The sequence below is a fragment of the Rhodococcus sp. KBW08 genome (assembly GCF_003852455.1).
In the GTDB taxonomy this organism is placed as follows: domain Bacteria; phylum Actinomycetota; class Actinomycetes; order Mycobacteriales; family Mycobacteriaceae; genus Rhodococcus_F; species Rhodococcus_F baikonurensis.
In genome coordinates this window covers 469,887-483,731 of sequence record NZ_QAJJ01000018.1, presented here as the reverse complement: position 1 = coordinate 483,731, position 13,845 = coordinate 469,887, and the positions used below count along the sequence as shown (strand labels likewise).

Annotated in this window: 13 protein-coding genes; 6 read left to right on the top strand and 7 right to left on the bottom strand. The window is 61.9% G+C overall.

Going from position 1 to position 13,845, the window contains the following annotated elements; genetic code table 11:
- The first annotated feature begins 96 nt into the window (after window positions 1-96).
- From DBV08_RS26075 to DBV08_RS26060, 4 genes are all read left to right on the top strand, one after another.
- Window positions 97-984: a TIGR01777 family oxidoreductase gene (locus tag DBV08_RS26075; protein WP_124569333.1), complete on the top strand. Its 888-nt coding sequence runs from the start codon at window positions 97-99 to the stop codon at window positions 982-984.
- A 29-nt stretch (window positions 985-1,013) separates the two neighbouring features.
- A complete protein-coding gene (gene lipB / locus DBV08_RS26070; protein ID WP_124569332.1) occupies window positions 1,014-1,775 on the top strand; it encodes a lipoyl(octanoyl) transferase LipB in 762 nt (253 codons plus the stop codon).
- Between the two features lie 51 nt (window positions 1,776-1,826).
- Window positions 1,827-2,837, top strand: a complete 1,011-nt coding sequence (lipA, locus tag DBV08_RS26065) for a lipoyl synthase (RefSeq protein ID WP_003941610.1) — start codon at window positions 1,827-1,829, stop codon at window positions 2,835-2,837.
- 77 nt (window positions 2,838-2,914) lie between these two features.
- Entirely contained in the window at window positions 2,915-3,670 is a 756-nt protein-coding gene (locus tag DBV08_RS26060) for a DUF4191 domain-containing protein (protein ID WP_003941625.1), read from the top strand.
- 72 nt (window positions 3,671-3,742) lie between these two features.
- Here the strand turns inward: DBV08_RS26060 and DBV08_RS26055 are convergent, their stop codons facing one another.
- A complete protein-coding gene (locus DBV08_RS26055) occupies window positions 3,743-4,216 on the bottom strand; it encodes an RDD family protein (RefSeq protein WP_124569331.1) in 474 nt (157 codons plus the stop codon).
- Window positions 4,217-4,429: 213 nt separating this feature from the next.
- On the opposite strand from DBV08_RS26055, the gene glnA reads away from it, so the two are divergent.
- A complete protein-coding gene (gene glnA / locus DBV08_RS26050) occupies window positions 4,430-5,866 on the top strand; it encodes a type I glutamate--ammonia ligase (protein WP_003941609.1) in 1,437 nt (478 codons plus the stop codon).
- A gap of 38 nt (window positions 5,867-5,904) precedes the next feature.
- Here glnA and DBV08_RS33025 read toward each other — a convergent pair whose 3' ends face one another.
- The gene (locus tag DBV08_RS33025; protein ID WP_260395764.1) at window positions 5,905-6,039 is read right to left on the bottom strand and encodes a hypothetical protein; all 135 of its coding nucleotides are present in this window, start codon (window positions 6,037-6,039) and stop codon (window positions 5,905-5,907) included.
- Window positions 6,040-6,602: 563 nt separating this feature from the next.
- On the opposite strand from DBV08_RS33025, the gene DBV08_RS26045 reads away from it, so the two are divergent.
- The gene (locus DBV08_RS26045; RefSeq protein ID WP_124569330.1) at window positions 6,603-6,788 is read left to right on the top strand and encodes a hypothetical protein; all 186 of its coding nucleotides are present in this window, start codon (window positions 6,603-6,605) and stop codon (window positions 6,786-6,788) included.
- A 46-nt stretch (window positions 6,789-6,834) separates the two neighbouring features.
- On the opposite strand, the gene DBV08_RS26040 is transcribed toward DBV08_RS26045, so the two are convergent.
- From DBV08_RS26040 to DBV08_RS26020, 5 genes are all read right to left on the bottom strand, one after another.
- Window positions 6,835-8,043, bottom strand: a complete 1,209-nt coding sequence (locus DBV08_RS26040; RefSeq protein WP_124569329.1) for an LppP/LprE family lipoprotein — start codon at window positions 8,041-8,043, stop codon at window positions 6,835-6,837.
- A gap of 293 nt (window positions 8,044-8,336) precedes the next feature.
- Entirely contained in the window at window positions 8,337-8,651 is a 315-nt protein-coding gene (locus DBV08_RS26035; protein WP_124569328.1) for a helix-turn-helix transcriptional regulator, read from the bottom strand.
- 215 nt (window positions 8,652-8,866) lie between these two features.
- Window positions 8,867-10,048, bottom strand: a complete 1,182-nt coding sequence (locus DBV08_RS26030; RefSeq protein ID WP_124569327.1) for a hypothetical protein — start codon at window positions 10,046-10,048, stop codon at window positions 8,867-8,869.
- Window positions 10,049-10,135: 87 nt separating this feature from the next.
- The gene (locus DBV08_RS26025; protein WP_260395763.1) at window positions 10,136-11,050 is read right to left on the bottom strand and encodes a hypothetical protein; all 915 of its coding nucleotides are present in this window, start codon (window positions 11,048-11,050) and stop codon (window positions 10,136-10,138) included.
- A 308-nt stretch (window positions 11,051-11,358) separates the two neighbouring features.
- Window positions 11,359-13,824: a LuxR family transcriptional regulator gene (locus DBV08_RS26020; protein ID WP_185564915.1), complete on the bottom strand. Its 2,466-nt coding sequence runs from the start codon at window positions 13,822-13,824 to the stop codon at window positions 11,359-11,361.
- Window positions 13,825-13,845 lie beyond the last annotated feature (21 nt).

Genomic DNA, 13,845 nt, shown 5'->3' with positions numbered 1-13,845 from the left:
TCATCTCCATCAGGAGGTGGCGCCCCGGCTTTTTCAGTACGGTCGGATATATACGTTCGGATATCGAAGCAGGCTGAATCGAAGGAGGCTTTCCGAATGCGAGTAGTCATCGCCGGCTCGTCCGGTTTGATCGGAACGGCCTTGGTGTCATCGTTGCGCTCCGACAACCACGACGTCGTACGTCTGGTGCGACGGTCGACCGCCGGCCCCGACGAATCGCGTTGGGACCCGGACCACGATCGTCTGGACCTCTCCGTCTTGCAAGGCGCTGACGCCGTCGTGAACCTCTGCGGCGTCGGCATCGGCGACAAACGGTGGTCGGGTTCCTACAAGCAAGCGATTCGTGACAGCCGCATCGTCGCGACCGATGTCCTGGCCGAAGCTGTCGCAAGTCAGAAGGTTCCTGTACTCGCCAACGCAAGCGCCGTCGGCTATTACGGCGACACCGGCGACAAGATCGTCGACGAGGATTCGCCGGCAGGTACCGACTTCCTCGCCACGACGTGTCGCGATTGGGAACTTGCCACCGAGCCCGCGCGCAAGGCGGGAGCCCGCGTGGTCAATCTGCGCTCGGGCGTCGTGATTTCACCCCACGGCGGCATGCTCGGTCGGCTTCGACGCATCTATTCGTTCGGTCTCGGCGGACGACTGGGCAACGGTCGCCAGTACTTTCCGTGGATCTCACTCGAGGACGAGTGCGACGCGATCAAGTTCGCGCTCACGAATTCCGAACTCTCCGGTCCCGTCAACCTGACTGGTCCGGCCCCTGTCACCAACGCCCAGTTCAATGACGCCATGTCCCGTGCGGTCCACCGACCGGCTCCCTGGATCGTTCCCGGGTTCGCTCTCGAAGCGTTGATCGGAGAATTCGCCAAGAGCGGCATCCTCGGTGGCCAGCGAGCCATTCCCGCGGCTTTGGAAAAGGCGGGATTCTCCTTCCGCCACAACACGATCGGCGAAGCGCTGGCGGCCGCACTCGGATGATTCCGAAGTCGGGCGTAATCTCTACGTCCATGAGCAGCGCTGCCGTTTCCGCCCGGTTCTCGAAACTGCCGATCGCCGTCGAGCAACTCGGTTTGATCGACTACAACGCCGCGTGGGACCGCCAGCGTGAGCTCGCGGCAGCGCGGGCAGACGACATCGGACCGGACACGCTACTGCTCCTCGAACACCCGCCGGTGTACACGGCAGGACGACGCACGGAACCCGAAGATCGTCCCGTCGACGGCACACCTGTCATCGATGTCGACCGCGGCGGGAAGATCACCTGGCACGGCCCCGGCCAGCTGGTCGGATATCCGATCGTGAAACTGGCCGAGCCCATCGACGTGGTGCGATACGTCCGACGCATCGAAGAAGCACTGATCACCGTATGCACGAACCTCGGCCTGAACTGCGGGCGCATCGACGGCCGCTCCGGAGTCTGGCTGCCTGCCGACACTGCGAACCGACAATGGAAGCCCGAGCGCAAGGTGTCCGCCATCGGCGTGCGCGTCCAACGGGGCGTGGCACTGCACGGCTTCGCCCTGAACTGCAACTCGGTCCTGACCGGATTCGACAACATCATTCCTTGCGGCATCCGTGACGCCGGGGTGACAACGCTGTCGCAGGAACTCGGTCGCGACGTCACCGTGGACGAAGTCACTCCCGCCGTGACCGAGGCAGTGATCGCTGCTCTCGACGGAACCATGCCCGTCACCGAACGGAACGTCGAGCGCGTCACCTTCGAAAGCGCCTCGCCTACTCCGACTTTTACTACCGTTCAGTACAGCTGACGGGCTCGCCCGAACCCCGTTGCAGTAATCACCGGGCGTAGGATCACTGTCGTGACTATCGCCCCAGAAGGACGTAAGCTGCTCCGTCTCGAGATCCGAAACGCGGAGACGCCCATCGAACGCAAACCCAACTGGATCAAGACCCGCGCAAAGATGGGCCCCGAGTACACGGAGCTCAAGGGCCTGGTCAAGCGTGAAGGTTTGCACACCGTCTGCGAGGAAGCAGGCTGCCCCAACATCTACGAATGCTGGGAAGACCGCGAAGCCACCTTCCTGATCGGCGGCGAGCAGTGCACACGCCGCTGCGACTTCTGCCAGATCGACACCGGCAAGCCCGAAGCCCTCGACCGCGACGAGCCCCGTCGCGTCGCCGAAAGCGTTCAGGCCATGGGACTTCGGTACTCCACGATCACCGGCGTCGCCCGCGACGACCTCCCCGACGGCGGCGCCTGGCTCTACGCCGAGACCGTCCGCAAGATTCACGAACTCAACCCGGGCACCGGCGTCGAGAACCTGGTTCCGGACTTCAACGGCAAGCCCGAACTGCTCGACGAGGTCTTCGCCTCACGCCCCGAGGTCCTCGCACACAACCTCGAGACCGTCCCCCGCATCTTCAAGCGGATCCGTCCGGCCTTCCGGTACCAGCGCAGCCTCGACGTCATCACCGCAGCACGCGACTACGGACTGGTCACCAAGTCCAACCTGATCCTCGGTATGGGCGAAACCCCGGAAGAGGTCACCGAGGCGATGGCAGATCTCCACGCCGCCGGTTGCGACATCCTCACCATCACCCAGTACCTGCGCCCCTCGCCCCGGCACCACCCCGTCGAGCGGTGGGTCAAGCCCGAGGAGTTCGTCGCACACTCCAAGGCTGCAGAAGAGATGGGCTTCGCCGGCGTCATGGCCGGCCCGTTGGTTCGCTCGTCGTACCGCGCCGGGCGCCTGTATGCGCAGGCCATGGCACATCACGGCCGTGAACTTCCCGAGGCGCAGCGTCATCTCACCGAGGGCGGAGACGCTTCCCAGGAAGCCAGCTCGCTCATGGCGCGCCTGAATCGCTGATCCACTTTTTTGCTGTGCGCCTTTATTAACCGCGGGCGGTTAGTAAAGGCGCACAGCAATGGACGTATCCTGGGTACATGGCGAACGGCAGCAAATCCGGTAAGGGCAAACCCACCAAAGAGGCAAAGGCTGCAGCGAAGGCTGCCCGCAAGCAGGCTTCCAAGGAACGTAGAACTCAGCTCTGGCAGGCATTCCAGATGCAGCGCAAGGACGACAAGCTCCTCCTGCCGCTGATGATCGGCACCCTCGTCGGTGCGGCTCTGGTCTTCTTCCTGGTCGGTCTCATCTGGGGCCTTCAGTGGTTCCTGCTGCCGATCGGCATCGTTCTCGGTCTCCTCGGTGCCTTCATCATCTTCGGTCGCCGCGTCCAGAAATCGGTGTACAAGAAAGCTGAAGGTCAGGCCGGTGCCGCTGCGTGGGCCCTCGACAACATGCAGGGCGCGTGGCGCGTCACGAACGCCGTCGCCGGCACCACCCAGCTCGACGCCGTTCACCGCGTCGTCGGACGGCCGGGTGTCATCCTCGTCGCCGAGGGTTCGCCGCAACGCGTCAAGGGCCTCCTCGCTCAGGAGAAGAAGAAGACCGCTCGCCTCATCGGCGACACCCCGATCTACGACATCATCATCGGCAACGACGAGGGCCAAGTTCCGCTCTCGCAGCTTCAGCGTTACCTGAACAAGCTGCCTCGCAACATCGACACAAAGCGTATGGACAACATCGAAGGTCGCCTCGCTGCGCTGAGCGCACGCGGCGGCGGAGCAGCGCTTCCCAAGGGCCCGATGCCCGGAGGCGCGAAGATGAAGGGAATGCAGCGAACCATTCGTCGTCGCTGACACTCCCCCACAGCAAAACGAAAGACCCGGGCCCATACGGACCCGGGTCTTTCTTCGTTCGAGAAGTTTGTGTCAGCGCGACTTCACGAGCAAAGTGCCGGTCGCGCGGTCCTGCATACCGCGACCGTCGATGTCGGTGATGGTCGCGGGAATGACGAACACCAGCAGCGCCTGACGTCCCAACGCGCGCAGGAAGCCCACTCGGATCGGGCCTTCGATTCGCGCGACCTGAAGTCCGAGGACGAACTGCCCCGGGGTGAAGTTGAACAGCGCCACGGTGACGACACCGACGGCGAACCACACCATCAGCGTGACCGTCGAGGTCATGCCGTCGAAGAAGTCACCGGTGATGAGCGAGGCCACTCCCACGGCCATCACCCAGTCCACCAACAGTGCCGCGATACGACGGCCCGAACCGACCAGCGAACCCGGACCCTCCTGAGGGAAACCGAGGAGCTCGCCGCGGTACGACTGCTCACGGCCGTCCGCGCTCTTCGGCAAAGCTGCTTGTGGCCCAGAGAGCCAAGTTCCGGTGATACGTGCCATGCTGTCCAGGATAGGCGTCGCAGCACCGTAGTCCAGATTTGCCGGGTTTTAACTGTGTGGCCGGTCACATGGACTTCGGAAATCCCCAGGATGCTGCGACGCGTAACACTGCCGAAACAAAGGGTTGACGAGCGGGCAACACCAGCTCCCTACCGTCTGCCTCGACGGATTCAACCGACATCACTTGGCTGAAGCGACTTAAGGAGCACAAGCGTGGCGTTCACCACGGCCGAAGAGGTCATCAAGTACATCGCGGACGAGAACATCGAGTACGTCGACATTCGGTTCAGCGACCTGCCCGGCGTCCAGCAGCACTTCTCGATCCCGGCGTCTGCTTTCAACCAGGACGTGTTCGAGGACGGCCTCGCATTCGACGGATCTTCGGTCCGCGGATTCCAGTCGATCCACGAGTCCGACATGATGTTGCTTCCCGACGTCACCACGGCGCAGATCGACCCCTTCCGCAAGGCGAAGACCCTCAACATCAACTTCTTCGTGCACGACCCGTTCACCCGTGAGTCCTACAGCCGCGACCCGCGCAACGTTGCCCGCAAGGCCGAGGAGTACTTGGTCAGCACCGGCATCGCGGACACCGCATTCTTCGGCGCCGAGGCCGAGTTCTACATCTTCGACTCGGTTCGCTACGACTCCGGCATGAACTCCGCTTTCTACGAGCTGGATTCCATCTCCGGTTCCTGGAACACCGGCGCAGAGACCAACGCCGACGGCTCCCCGAACCTCGGTTACAAGGTTCGCGCCAAGGGCGGCTACTTCCCCGTCGCTCCGTACGACCACTACGTCGACCTGCGCGACGAGATCTCCACCAACCTGACCAACGCAGGCTTCGAGCTCGAGCGCGGCCACCACGAGGTCGGCACCGGCGGACAGCAGGAGATCAACTACAAGTTCAACACGCTGCTCGCAGCTGCTGACGACCTGCAGCTGTTCAAGTACATCGTCAAGAACACCTGCTGGCAGCACGGCAAGTCCGCAACCTTCATGCCGAAGCCGCTCTTCGGTGACAACGGCTCGGGCATGCACGTCCACCAGTCCCTGTGGAAGGACGGCAAGCCTCTCTTCCACGACGAGTCGGGCTACGCAGGCCTCTCGGACATGGCTCGCCACTACATCGGCGGCATCCTGCACCACGCTCCGTCGCTGTTGGCCTTCACCAACCCGACGATCAACTCGTACCACCGCCTGGTGCCGGGCTACGAAGCTCCCATCAACCTCGTGTACAGCCAGCGCAACCGCTCGGCAGCTGTCCGTATCCCGATCACGGGCAACAACCCGAAGGCAAAGCGTCTCGAGTTCCGCGCACCCGACTCCTCGGGTAACCCGTACCTCAACTTCGCTGCACAGATGATGGCCGGCCTGGACGGCATCAAGAACAAGATCGAGCCGATGGCTCCGGTCGACAAGGACCTCTACGAGCTTCCCCCGGAGGAGGCTCGCAACATCCCGCAGGCTCCGACCAGCCTCGAGACGGTCATCAACCGCCTCGAAGCCGATCACGAGTACCTGACCGAGGGTGGCGTCTTCACCACCGACCTGATCGAGACCTGGATCTCGCTCAAGCGTGAGCAGGAAATCGCTCCGGTCAACCTGCGTCCGCACCCGTACGAGTTCGAGCTCTACTACGACGTGTGATCCGCATCGGTCGCTGATCTGCGACGGGACCGGCTGACCTAGCCTTCCGTCCGCACAGCATCCGCAGCATCTTTAGACGAGTCCACCCGCTTGGTGATCACAGCATCGATCGCCGAGCGGGTGGACTCGTCTGCGCCCGCCGCAATGAGCAGCGAGGCAAGATAGTGGCGCAAGTCGTGGAATGTGAACTCGTCGGGAAGGTCGACGTCCCCCCGAGTCCTTCACAGCGCGCAACGCACGTTCGATCAACCACGGTCCCGCGGCATTCCCCAATCCGTTCGTCACCATGTGCTCATGGGGCCACTGCTGCACCGACGCCGACAACATGAGGCGCCAGAGACTGCGGCAATGGAATCGGCACGTCAATCCTCTGTGTCTTCAACGGCTTGTCTGGCCACTGCCGCTTCGGGTGAACTACTCCCCTGGTGAAGTCGACATCGTCGACAAGCGTCGCGGCCGCTTCGGAGATTCGAAGGCCCGCAAACGCGCCAAGAAGGATCGCCACTCGATAGTGCGCCGGCGTGAATCGGCGAGTAACCGAGGCCCGGCACAGACTGTTCCAGCCCTGAAACGTCGTTGTGGAAGCTCGAGACTACGACCCGAATAACTCGCGTTGATCCTCAGAAGCGATTCTGACGCCCGTTCCGGGTCTAATCGACTCGACGTATCTCGATTTGCTCCCGAGACTTTCTGAATCACACTGAGTAACAGACACTTTGCAGGAAGCCGGAGGAAGGTGGATAGCCCCGATAGCGCGCATACCTGCGGTGACGAGGAAGCCATCAGTGTCGCCAAGGCGGCCGTCCTTCTGTCCGGTGGCAGTTTCGACGCCGATACCGAAGCCGCCTGCCGCCGCGTTCTCAACGGCGAGAGCCAAGTCGCGCATGAGCTTTCGGCCTTCCGACCTCGGCTGCGTGGTTAGCGCGCCCGCGGCTCACACCAGGATGTGACCATCCGTCGTCAAACCGCTACTTGCAACCACTGACCTCGAGCAACTCTGCAGGAAGGTCATTCTGCATCACGACCCCGTCGCCGTCCCATGCGAAAGTCGCGGTAGCCAGACCTGTCGGGTTCGCATTCGAGTCCATCCCTCGCGGCCACTTGTACTGAACCGTCACGCTGTCGCTGGTGGAATCAATCACCGATGTAAAGCCGAAAGAACACGCCGTAGCTGTCCCTTGATACTCCCCACGGTGGAAGAACATCACGTGCTGCGGCGAACTACCGGTCCCGCCATTGGTTTCGGCGATCGCGTAGCTCAGATCGGCGCAAGGATCGAAGTTCGTCTCCCCCAGGAAAGTCCACTCGATACCGGGAATCTGAGTTGCGGCTGGCACCCGGTCGAGGCCGGCCGATATCGCCGCGACTTTCGGGGTCGTTCCGCATTTGACTGTCGCAACCGTTGCGGGATCGACAGCGTTTGCCCCACACAGCCACGGCCATCCGGTCATCTGTCCGAGATCTTGGGGTTCCGCGGAGAAACTCTGCTCGTCCCCGAACAGGGAACCGTCACCGAACTGACCACCGTTCGCAGTGTCGTAGCTGTACGAAGTCACCTTCATCGCCGGTTGCGAGGAACTTCCGCCGTACGGCGCAGTGAAATTCCAGACCTCGATCGGCCTGGACGGGTCGCCGGTACAACGAACCGCGGTCTCGGCCCCTTCACCTCGATGCAGTTTCCACTCGACGGGATTGCCTTCGTACAACGACGCGGGTGGTGACATGACGGCCAAATTCGCGTCCTCCCACGACCAGACCTTGTATGAGGCAGAGCCGCCGAGCTCCTTCGTGGCGACAACAACCTCCGCACCCGGCACACCGTCAACGTCCCACGCTCCGACAAACCCTGCCGCGTCCTGCACCTTCGGTTCGGTCAGTAACTTGGAGTCCGTACCGGCTACCGCAGCTTCGATGCCGGTAGCTGTCAGCACCACAATCTGACCACCTGCACGGCCGATCGAATCATCTTTGCTGTCACCGTCGACATCCACCACAGCCAAAGACACACAGTCCTGTTTGCCCGAACAGACATCCGGCGCGGATGCAATCGTCGTGGTCGGCGATGAGGCCACTGCGCTGTCCCCCGCTTGCGCAGCGCCTTCGACTGAATCGGACCCACACCCAGCCAACAACAATGCGGCGGACAAGCAGATAGAAATCGCCAGTTTGGTTCTCACTATGCCCCCTGATTCGGTACACAATCCGCGATCGGATTGGTGCAACTATCGAGCAGTATGGCAGTTGCACTTCAACATGCCACGAATTGCCGGATATATAGGGTTCGAGTTCACACTCCGAATAGAAACGGTGGAGGTTTCAACTGGGGACTCACTTGTCCTCTGCCGATGGATAATTCAACTCCAGGTTGGGAGGCCGCACAGTTGAAATTGGCACTCTCCGTAGTCCATGAAATGAACCGTTCCGCGAAATCGCTTCCCTCGCTTGTCGCGGCTCTTCGGGGGCACTGATCTCACCTGCGACGCCCGCGAACACGGGGTGCCACAGTCGCAGGTGAACGTTCGGTGCCGAGGTCGCCGCGCCTGAAGGTGACGCTGGTGGCTTCGTCGGGTGTCATGTAGCCGCCGGCAACGAGCACCTCGTGAATCGGTACGTCGAAGAGTGTTGCGACTTGTCTGGTCGTTGCCCGTGTCGGATAACGCATGCCGAGCCATCGCACAACGGTCGAAGGCGGTACTCCTAATTTCCGGGCAGCATCGGTGTCGTCGCTGTACGGACCTGCATCGAGTTGCTCCCGCACCCAACCCGCAAAATCGTTGTAGTACATGCTTTCCTCTAAATCCTCTCAGGATCTGGCGATGATTGAACAGACCCGAGTCCAGCGAGGTTGATGCACCAGGCCGGGTGGACGGACGCCAAACATCACCGCATCCCGCTGACACCGACCGGCACGTGGTGGCCAGAGCCCGACGGGAGATCCAGCGACACCCGGCCCCACAGTGATCGTGATCAGGGCTGCCCTGTTCTGATGCGTCGTGGGTGTCATCCTTGACGGATCGGTGTGCAGTCCTCGGCGTCGGGTGTCGGACTGGGCGATGTAGGCGGAATGTCGGGGTCCGATCGTCGTAAGCCCGCCGGGGCTGCCGGAAAGTTCGGATCACAGGGTGGGAGGAAACTCTCGGGCGGAGGCGGTGAGAACAGAGGTGGTGGATTGGCACTCCCACCGATCTCACCCCACTCGGACCCGGATAAACCGGGGGCGTCGGCGTTTTCGCTTTCGGTCCGGTGGTCGCCACTTTCGTTCTCGGGTTGGTGTTCGTCGACCGTGGTGGACGGCGTGTTCTCGGTGATCGATGGATCTGTGGTCGCGGTGCTCGCGTTGTCTGGAGCGAGAGTGAACAACATGCCGATCAGCAACCCGCCGAGTACGAGCAACGTCGAAATCAACATCAGTGGTGTCCATCGACGCGGTCCGGCGATCAAGCCCGCCGCACCTCCTGCGGCCCCACCGCTGCCGACGGCCAGCGGCGCCGCACTGGTGGGGGTGCTGCGTGCTGCAGCGACCAGCGCGGCACCTATTGCGAGTTGGGTACGTTCGCCGAGGAAGGTGAATCCGAGACCGGATCGCTCTGCTGCGACCGCGGACATCTGCCGGGTCTGCTCGGGGGCTCCCATGGCTACGAGCATCTTCGGAACCGGGTCTCGTTCCGCGACAATCGTATCCAGTGTGGCAGTGAAGGTTGCGCTGTTCGAAAGAAGTTCAGCGGAAGTGTAGCGATGCGCGGAGTCGATCGTGCCGGCGATCGGGTCGATCGCGGCGATCACGGTCTCGCTGCCGTCCGGCCAGAACGCCAGGATCGGGGACACTCCGGCCAGGGCGTCCACCGACCGGAGGTAGGCCAGGCGTGCGTCGAGGCTGTTGACCAGCTCGACGTTCCCGATGGCCGAGGAGGAGAACGATTCCGGAAGCAGATCCCGTACGTCCGCCCGCTCACACGTCACCCCGACCGAGGTCGGGTGCAGGTGGGAACGCGATGCTCGCTCGATCGCGACGTCTGCAGCCGAGGCGAGCGCGCGAGCCGATGAAGGCGCGGAGGGGACACTCCCACCTTCGCCCCACGGGTGGCGGAACTCGTCGATCGATCCGAGGAGAGGTGTATCGGCGTCCACGAGAGCGGTGGAGATGGAACTGCTGTCGAGTGCAATACCCAAGCTTTCACGCACAACTACCTCCGAGAACGTCACGAGAGTCGGGAACAAAGAAAAGAGTGCGGGGGATCATGTCAGGTTTCGGAATGCGCGTGTCGATGGTCAGAACGTCAACCCGTTCACAGTCATCGCACCGTGGGACAACACGACCTCCACCGGTGCCCGGCCGTCGACTGTGAGGCGATACGACCCGGGAAGGAGCCCGACGAACGCGAAGCGCCCAGCGACCGGCGTCACTGACCGAACAATCGCGTGAGCACACTGATCAGTTCCCTCGATCGTCACGAACTCTGCCGGACCGGAGGTAACCAGACCGGCGATGCGGCCGTCCGCCACCACCGAACCATCCGGAGTTGCTGCACGGTCGGAGACGGGGACTCCGTGCGGATCACAGACGCCCGCGGTGGTCGAGATCCGCACGGTGACCCCTTCCGAACGGACACGAACTGCTCCCCCGTCGGCGGCCACAACTACCGCGATCGGTAGCCCATCCGTCGATAACCCGGGACCCGCTGTCATGGTCACGGTCCGAATGAAATGACTCTCCTGCTCCATACTTCCTATGCGGCAGGTCAATCCGATCTCGTCGAGACCCGACCCGGCGCCGCAGTAATCCGGCACGGACATCAACGTGAATCCCCGAGGAATCGGCATCTCGATGACCACATCCGACAATGGCGAGTCCCGAGCGCCGATGTCGACCACGTATGTAACCGGATCGCCCTCTCGGACAATCCCGTTGGAGGGACCTGAATCCAAACCGGGCCCGTCACCGGCGTCGAACGGCGGACCGCCGTCGAAAACAGTCAGTCCGACAGTGAAGGGTGGGCCAGTGATCTCCTCCGTCGACAGCCGGACACCCAAGGGCGACGCCGGCGCACCGAATGAGGCTGCCCCCACTATCAGCGCCCCGGCGATGGCACCCACTCCGATGACTCTCATACGCCTGCCACACGTGCGCGGGCGGACTCCGACGGCAATCGCTTTGGACCACAGCTCTGACAAAATCGTTCTCACGACGTTCTCCTTCACTGTCTGACTTCAGGGTCCCCGACGGACACACGTGAATCACATTTCGGCGAATCGCAAGCTAATTTCAATTAGAACTGTCCGATGAGACCAACACCCATCGACAGAGGGTGATTTCACGAGTGATTCATTTCCCGTCAGGGTGAATTGATGAATGAATCAGCGCGGAACTCCGCGATGCCGACGACTGACTCGTGATGGCAGTTCGAGGGATGCTCGAAGGCCTCACTGAATTCTCCGTTGTCGGGCGGTTGCGACCTGGGGCGCTGGGTTCGAAAGATGACGGTAAGTCACCTTCACACTCTGGAGGTTAACTTCAAAGCGTGCGCCCGCATGATTGCATCATCCCGGTTGTGCGCGTTCAGTTTTCGGTACAGAGTTCGCAACTGAGATCTGACAGTATTGACGGAGACGTAGAGGGTTTTCGCTATCGCGACTTGGGTCATGTCTTGCTTGAGAAGTGAGAGGACCGCTTGTTCGCGATCGGTGAGGGTAACGATGTGGAGGGCTTTCGGAAAGGACTCCCCTCCGGGATCCTTACGGAACACTGCGAGGGTCTGCGAGCCAGTTGTCGCGGCGTTTTCCAACAGAGCGATGTCGGAGGCGGCGATGGTCGAGAACGGACGCAGCAGTCCAGTCTGGTCTGCGATTTTGCAGACTTTGAACCACGCCTGCGTAGCCGATTGCGGTTCTCCCAGTTCCCAGTGGGCAACTGCTTGAACGAGAAGCAGTTCCATCTGGGCGCGTGGATACGACTCGAGAGTCCAGCCGTATTGGTGACAAAGAGCCAATGCCGCCTTGTTGTCGCCGATTCGCTGACGAAGCCGTGCCACCGACGTCAGGGTCCACGGGTACGCCGCAGGATCGTTGATGCTCCCGGCCAGTGCGAGTGCCGCGTTTCCTTCTCCGAGCGCAAGCAGCAGATCGATCTCGGTAGCCTGCAACAGAGGCAGGGATAGTGAAGTGTCGGTGTGTTGATGGCTATGCGCTGAGACGGTTCTGCGCATCAACGCCAAGGCTGCGAATGGGTCGCCCCGGGTCAGGGCGTATTGACTATGCGCGTAAATGACGAAGGCCCACAGTTCTTCGGCTTCGGACGGATGCCCCAATTCATCCAGCGTGCTGATTGCCTCGTCGATCGAGAGGGAGTCGAGCGACGTCAATGTTCGTGCGACTAGTCCTGCTGTGCGCAGGATCGGTTCGAGCCGGCCGCCGTGATCGGTATGTCGTTGTTCGCATTCTGACCAGTGCAGTGAGTGGAGAGGTTCGCCCACCATCGCCCAGTTCAATGCGATAGTGCTTGCGGCAGCGCGGGCGACAAAACCGATCTGCAGCGAAAGACCATCCTGGTAGGCCAGATGCGCTTCGATGGTGGATTCGGCGAGGAGCCCGTTGAGCTGATAGGTGATGGCCCATTGGGCTCGCATGAACGGCAACTGTCGGCTGACGACGTTCGAGTTGTCTTCGAGGGCGCGACGGCTGAGATGAGACAGACGATGCGCCACAGCCGCGGATTGTTCGTAGCGGCCGCTCAATCGGAGCATGATCGACTCGATACACCCGACGCTGAGCGCATCTTTCGCCGTATCGATTGCGTCTTGGTCGGATAACATGGTCGGTGGATCCGCTAAAGCGCCGAGCGTGACGACGGGGTGCCCGTCGAACAATGCGCGAATTGCGTATGCGACGGGGTGTTTAGCTGCCATCTCCGGTGGAATTCTTCGCAGCGCCGAACTGAGTCTGTCGACATCGTCGACGAGCATCTCCACCCAGTACTGTTCGGCAATGTCGATCGCCAGAGTCCAGTTCTGTGCGTCGAGAGCGCAGTCGAGTGCGAGAGTCTGTCGGCCGCACTCGATCAGAGCGTCCGCCAGGTAAGACAGGTGCGCTGAGCTATCGATGCCGGCTGTGGTGCGGAGCCGGAGAATGGAGCGCCGAATTGCCGACGGTAGCTCCCAGGTCTCTTCTGGTTCGGATTCGACTCGGTCGTAAAGCCCGGCCGCTTCGAGGACAATCAGCCGCGTACGCACCTGCGCAACCGTATCTTCGGACGATGACACCAGCCGCGCGAGTTCCGAAGTGAGGGTGCTTGCGTACGCGGTCGCGAGTACGAATTCGAGTTCGCCCAGCTCTTCGGCGAGAGCCAGCACATGATCAGCTGTGTACTTGTCGACCGCTCGGTTGACCAGACGCTCAACGACCTTTTCGCGATCGCTGCAGTTGTCGAGGTTCTTGATCGCAGCGACAGCCACTCGCACCAGCGCGGGTATCCCTCCGGTGAGGGCAGCAACACGTTCCGTATCACCAGCAGCGGCTGGCGTGTCGGTAAGAGCCAACAGCTGTGCGGTATCGGTTTCCCTGTACCGCAGCGCCTTCGCCGTGATGACGTCATGATCCACGCCGATCTGGCGTGGCCCGGAAAACATACCGGGCCCGGACAGAGTCACGATGATGTCCACCTCGGGGCATAGAGAGAGAAGACTGGTCAGTTGATCGGCCAATCCTCCGGCATTGATCAGGTCGGGTCTGATCAGGACGAGAAGAACTGGCCGCGAGGTATTTTCGAGTAAATGGACGACAGTGGTGAAGATCTCGCGGACGTCGCCGGAAGCGGCAGACGAACCGGTGACGCCGGCATTGCGAAGCCGGGCGAGTACACCGGACCAGTACGCAGCGGGGGTGACCACGCTCTGCGCTGGCGCATCAACCCACACAACAGTCCGCTCGGTATCGGGGGAACTACGCAACCAAGACGCGATCAATGCGGATTTCCCGTGACCGCT

Coding starts and splice junctions, on each gene's coding strand:
- DBV08_RS26060 (WP_003941625.1), top strand. CDS start 2,915: ATGGCGAACGGCAGCAAATCCGGTAAGGGCAAACCCACCAAAGAGGCA.
- DBV08_RS26035 (WP_124569328.1), bottom strand. CDS start 8,651: ATGTACTACAACGATTTTGCGGGTTGGGTGCGGGAGCAACTCGATGCA.
- DBV08_RS26075 (WP_124569333.1), top strand. CDS start 97: ATGCGAGTAGTCATCGCCGGCTCGTCCGGTTTGATCGGAACGGCCTTG.
- DBV08_RS26055 (WP_124569331.1), bottom strand. CDS start 4,216: ATGGCACGTATCACCGGAACTTGGCTCTCTGGGCCACAAGCAGCTTTG.
- lipB (WP_124569332.1), top strand. CDS start 1,014: ATGAGCAGCGCTGCCGTTTCCGCCCGGTTCTCGAAACTGCCGATCGCC.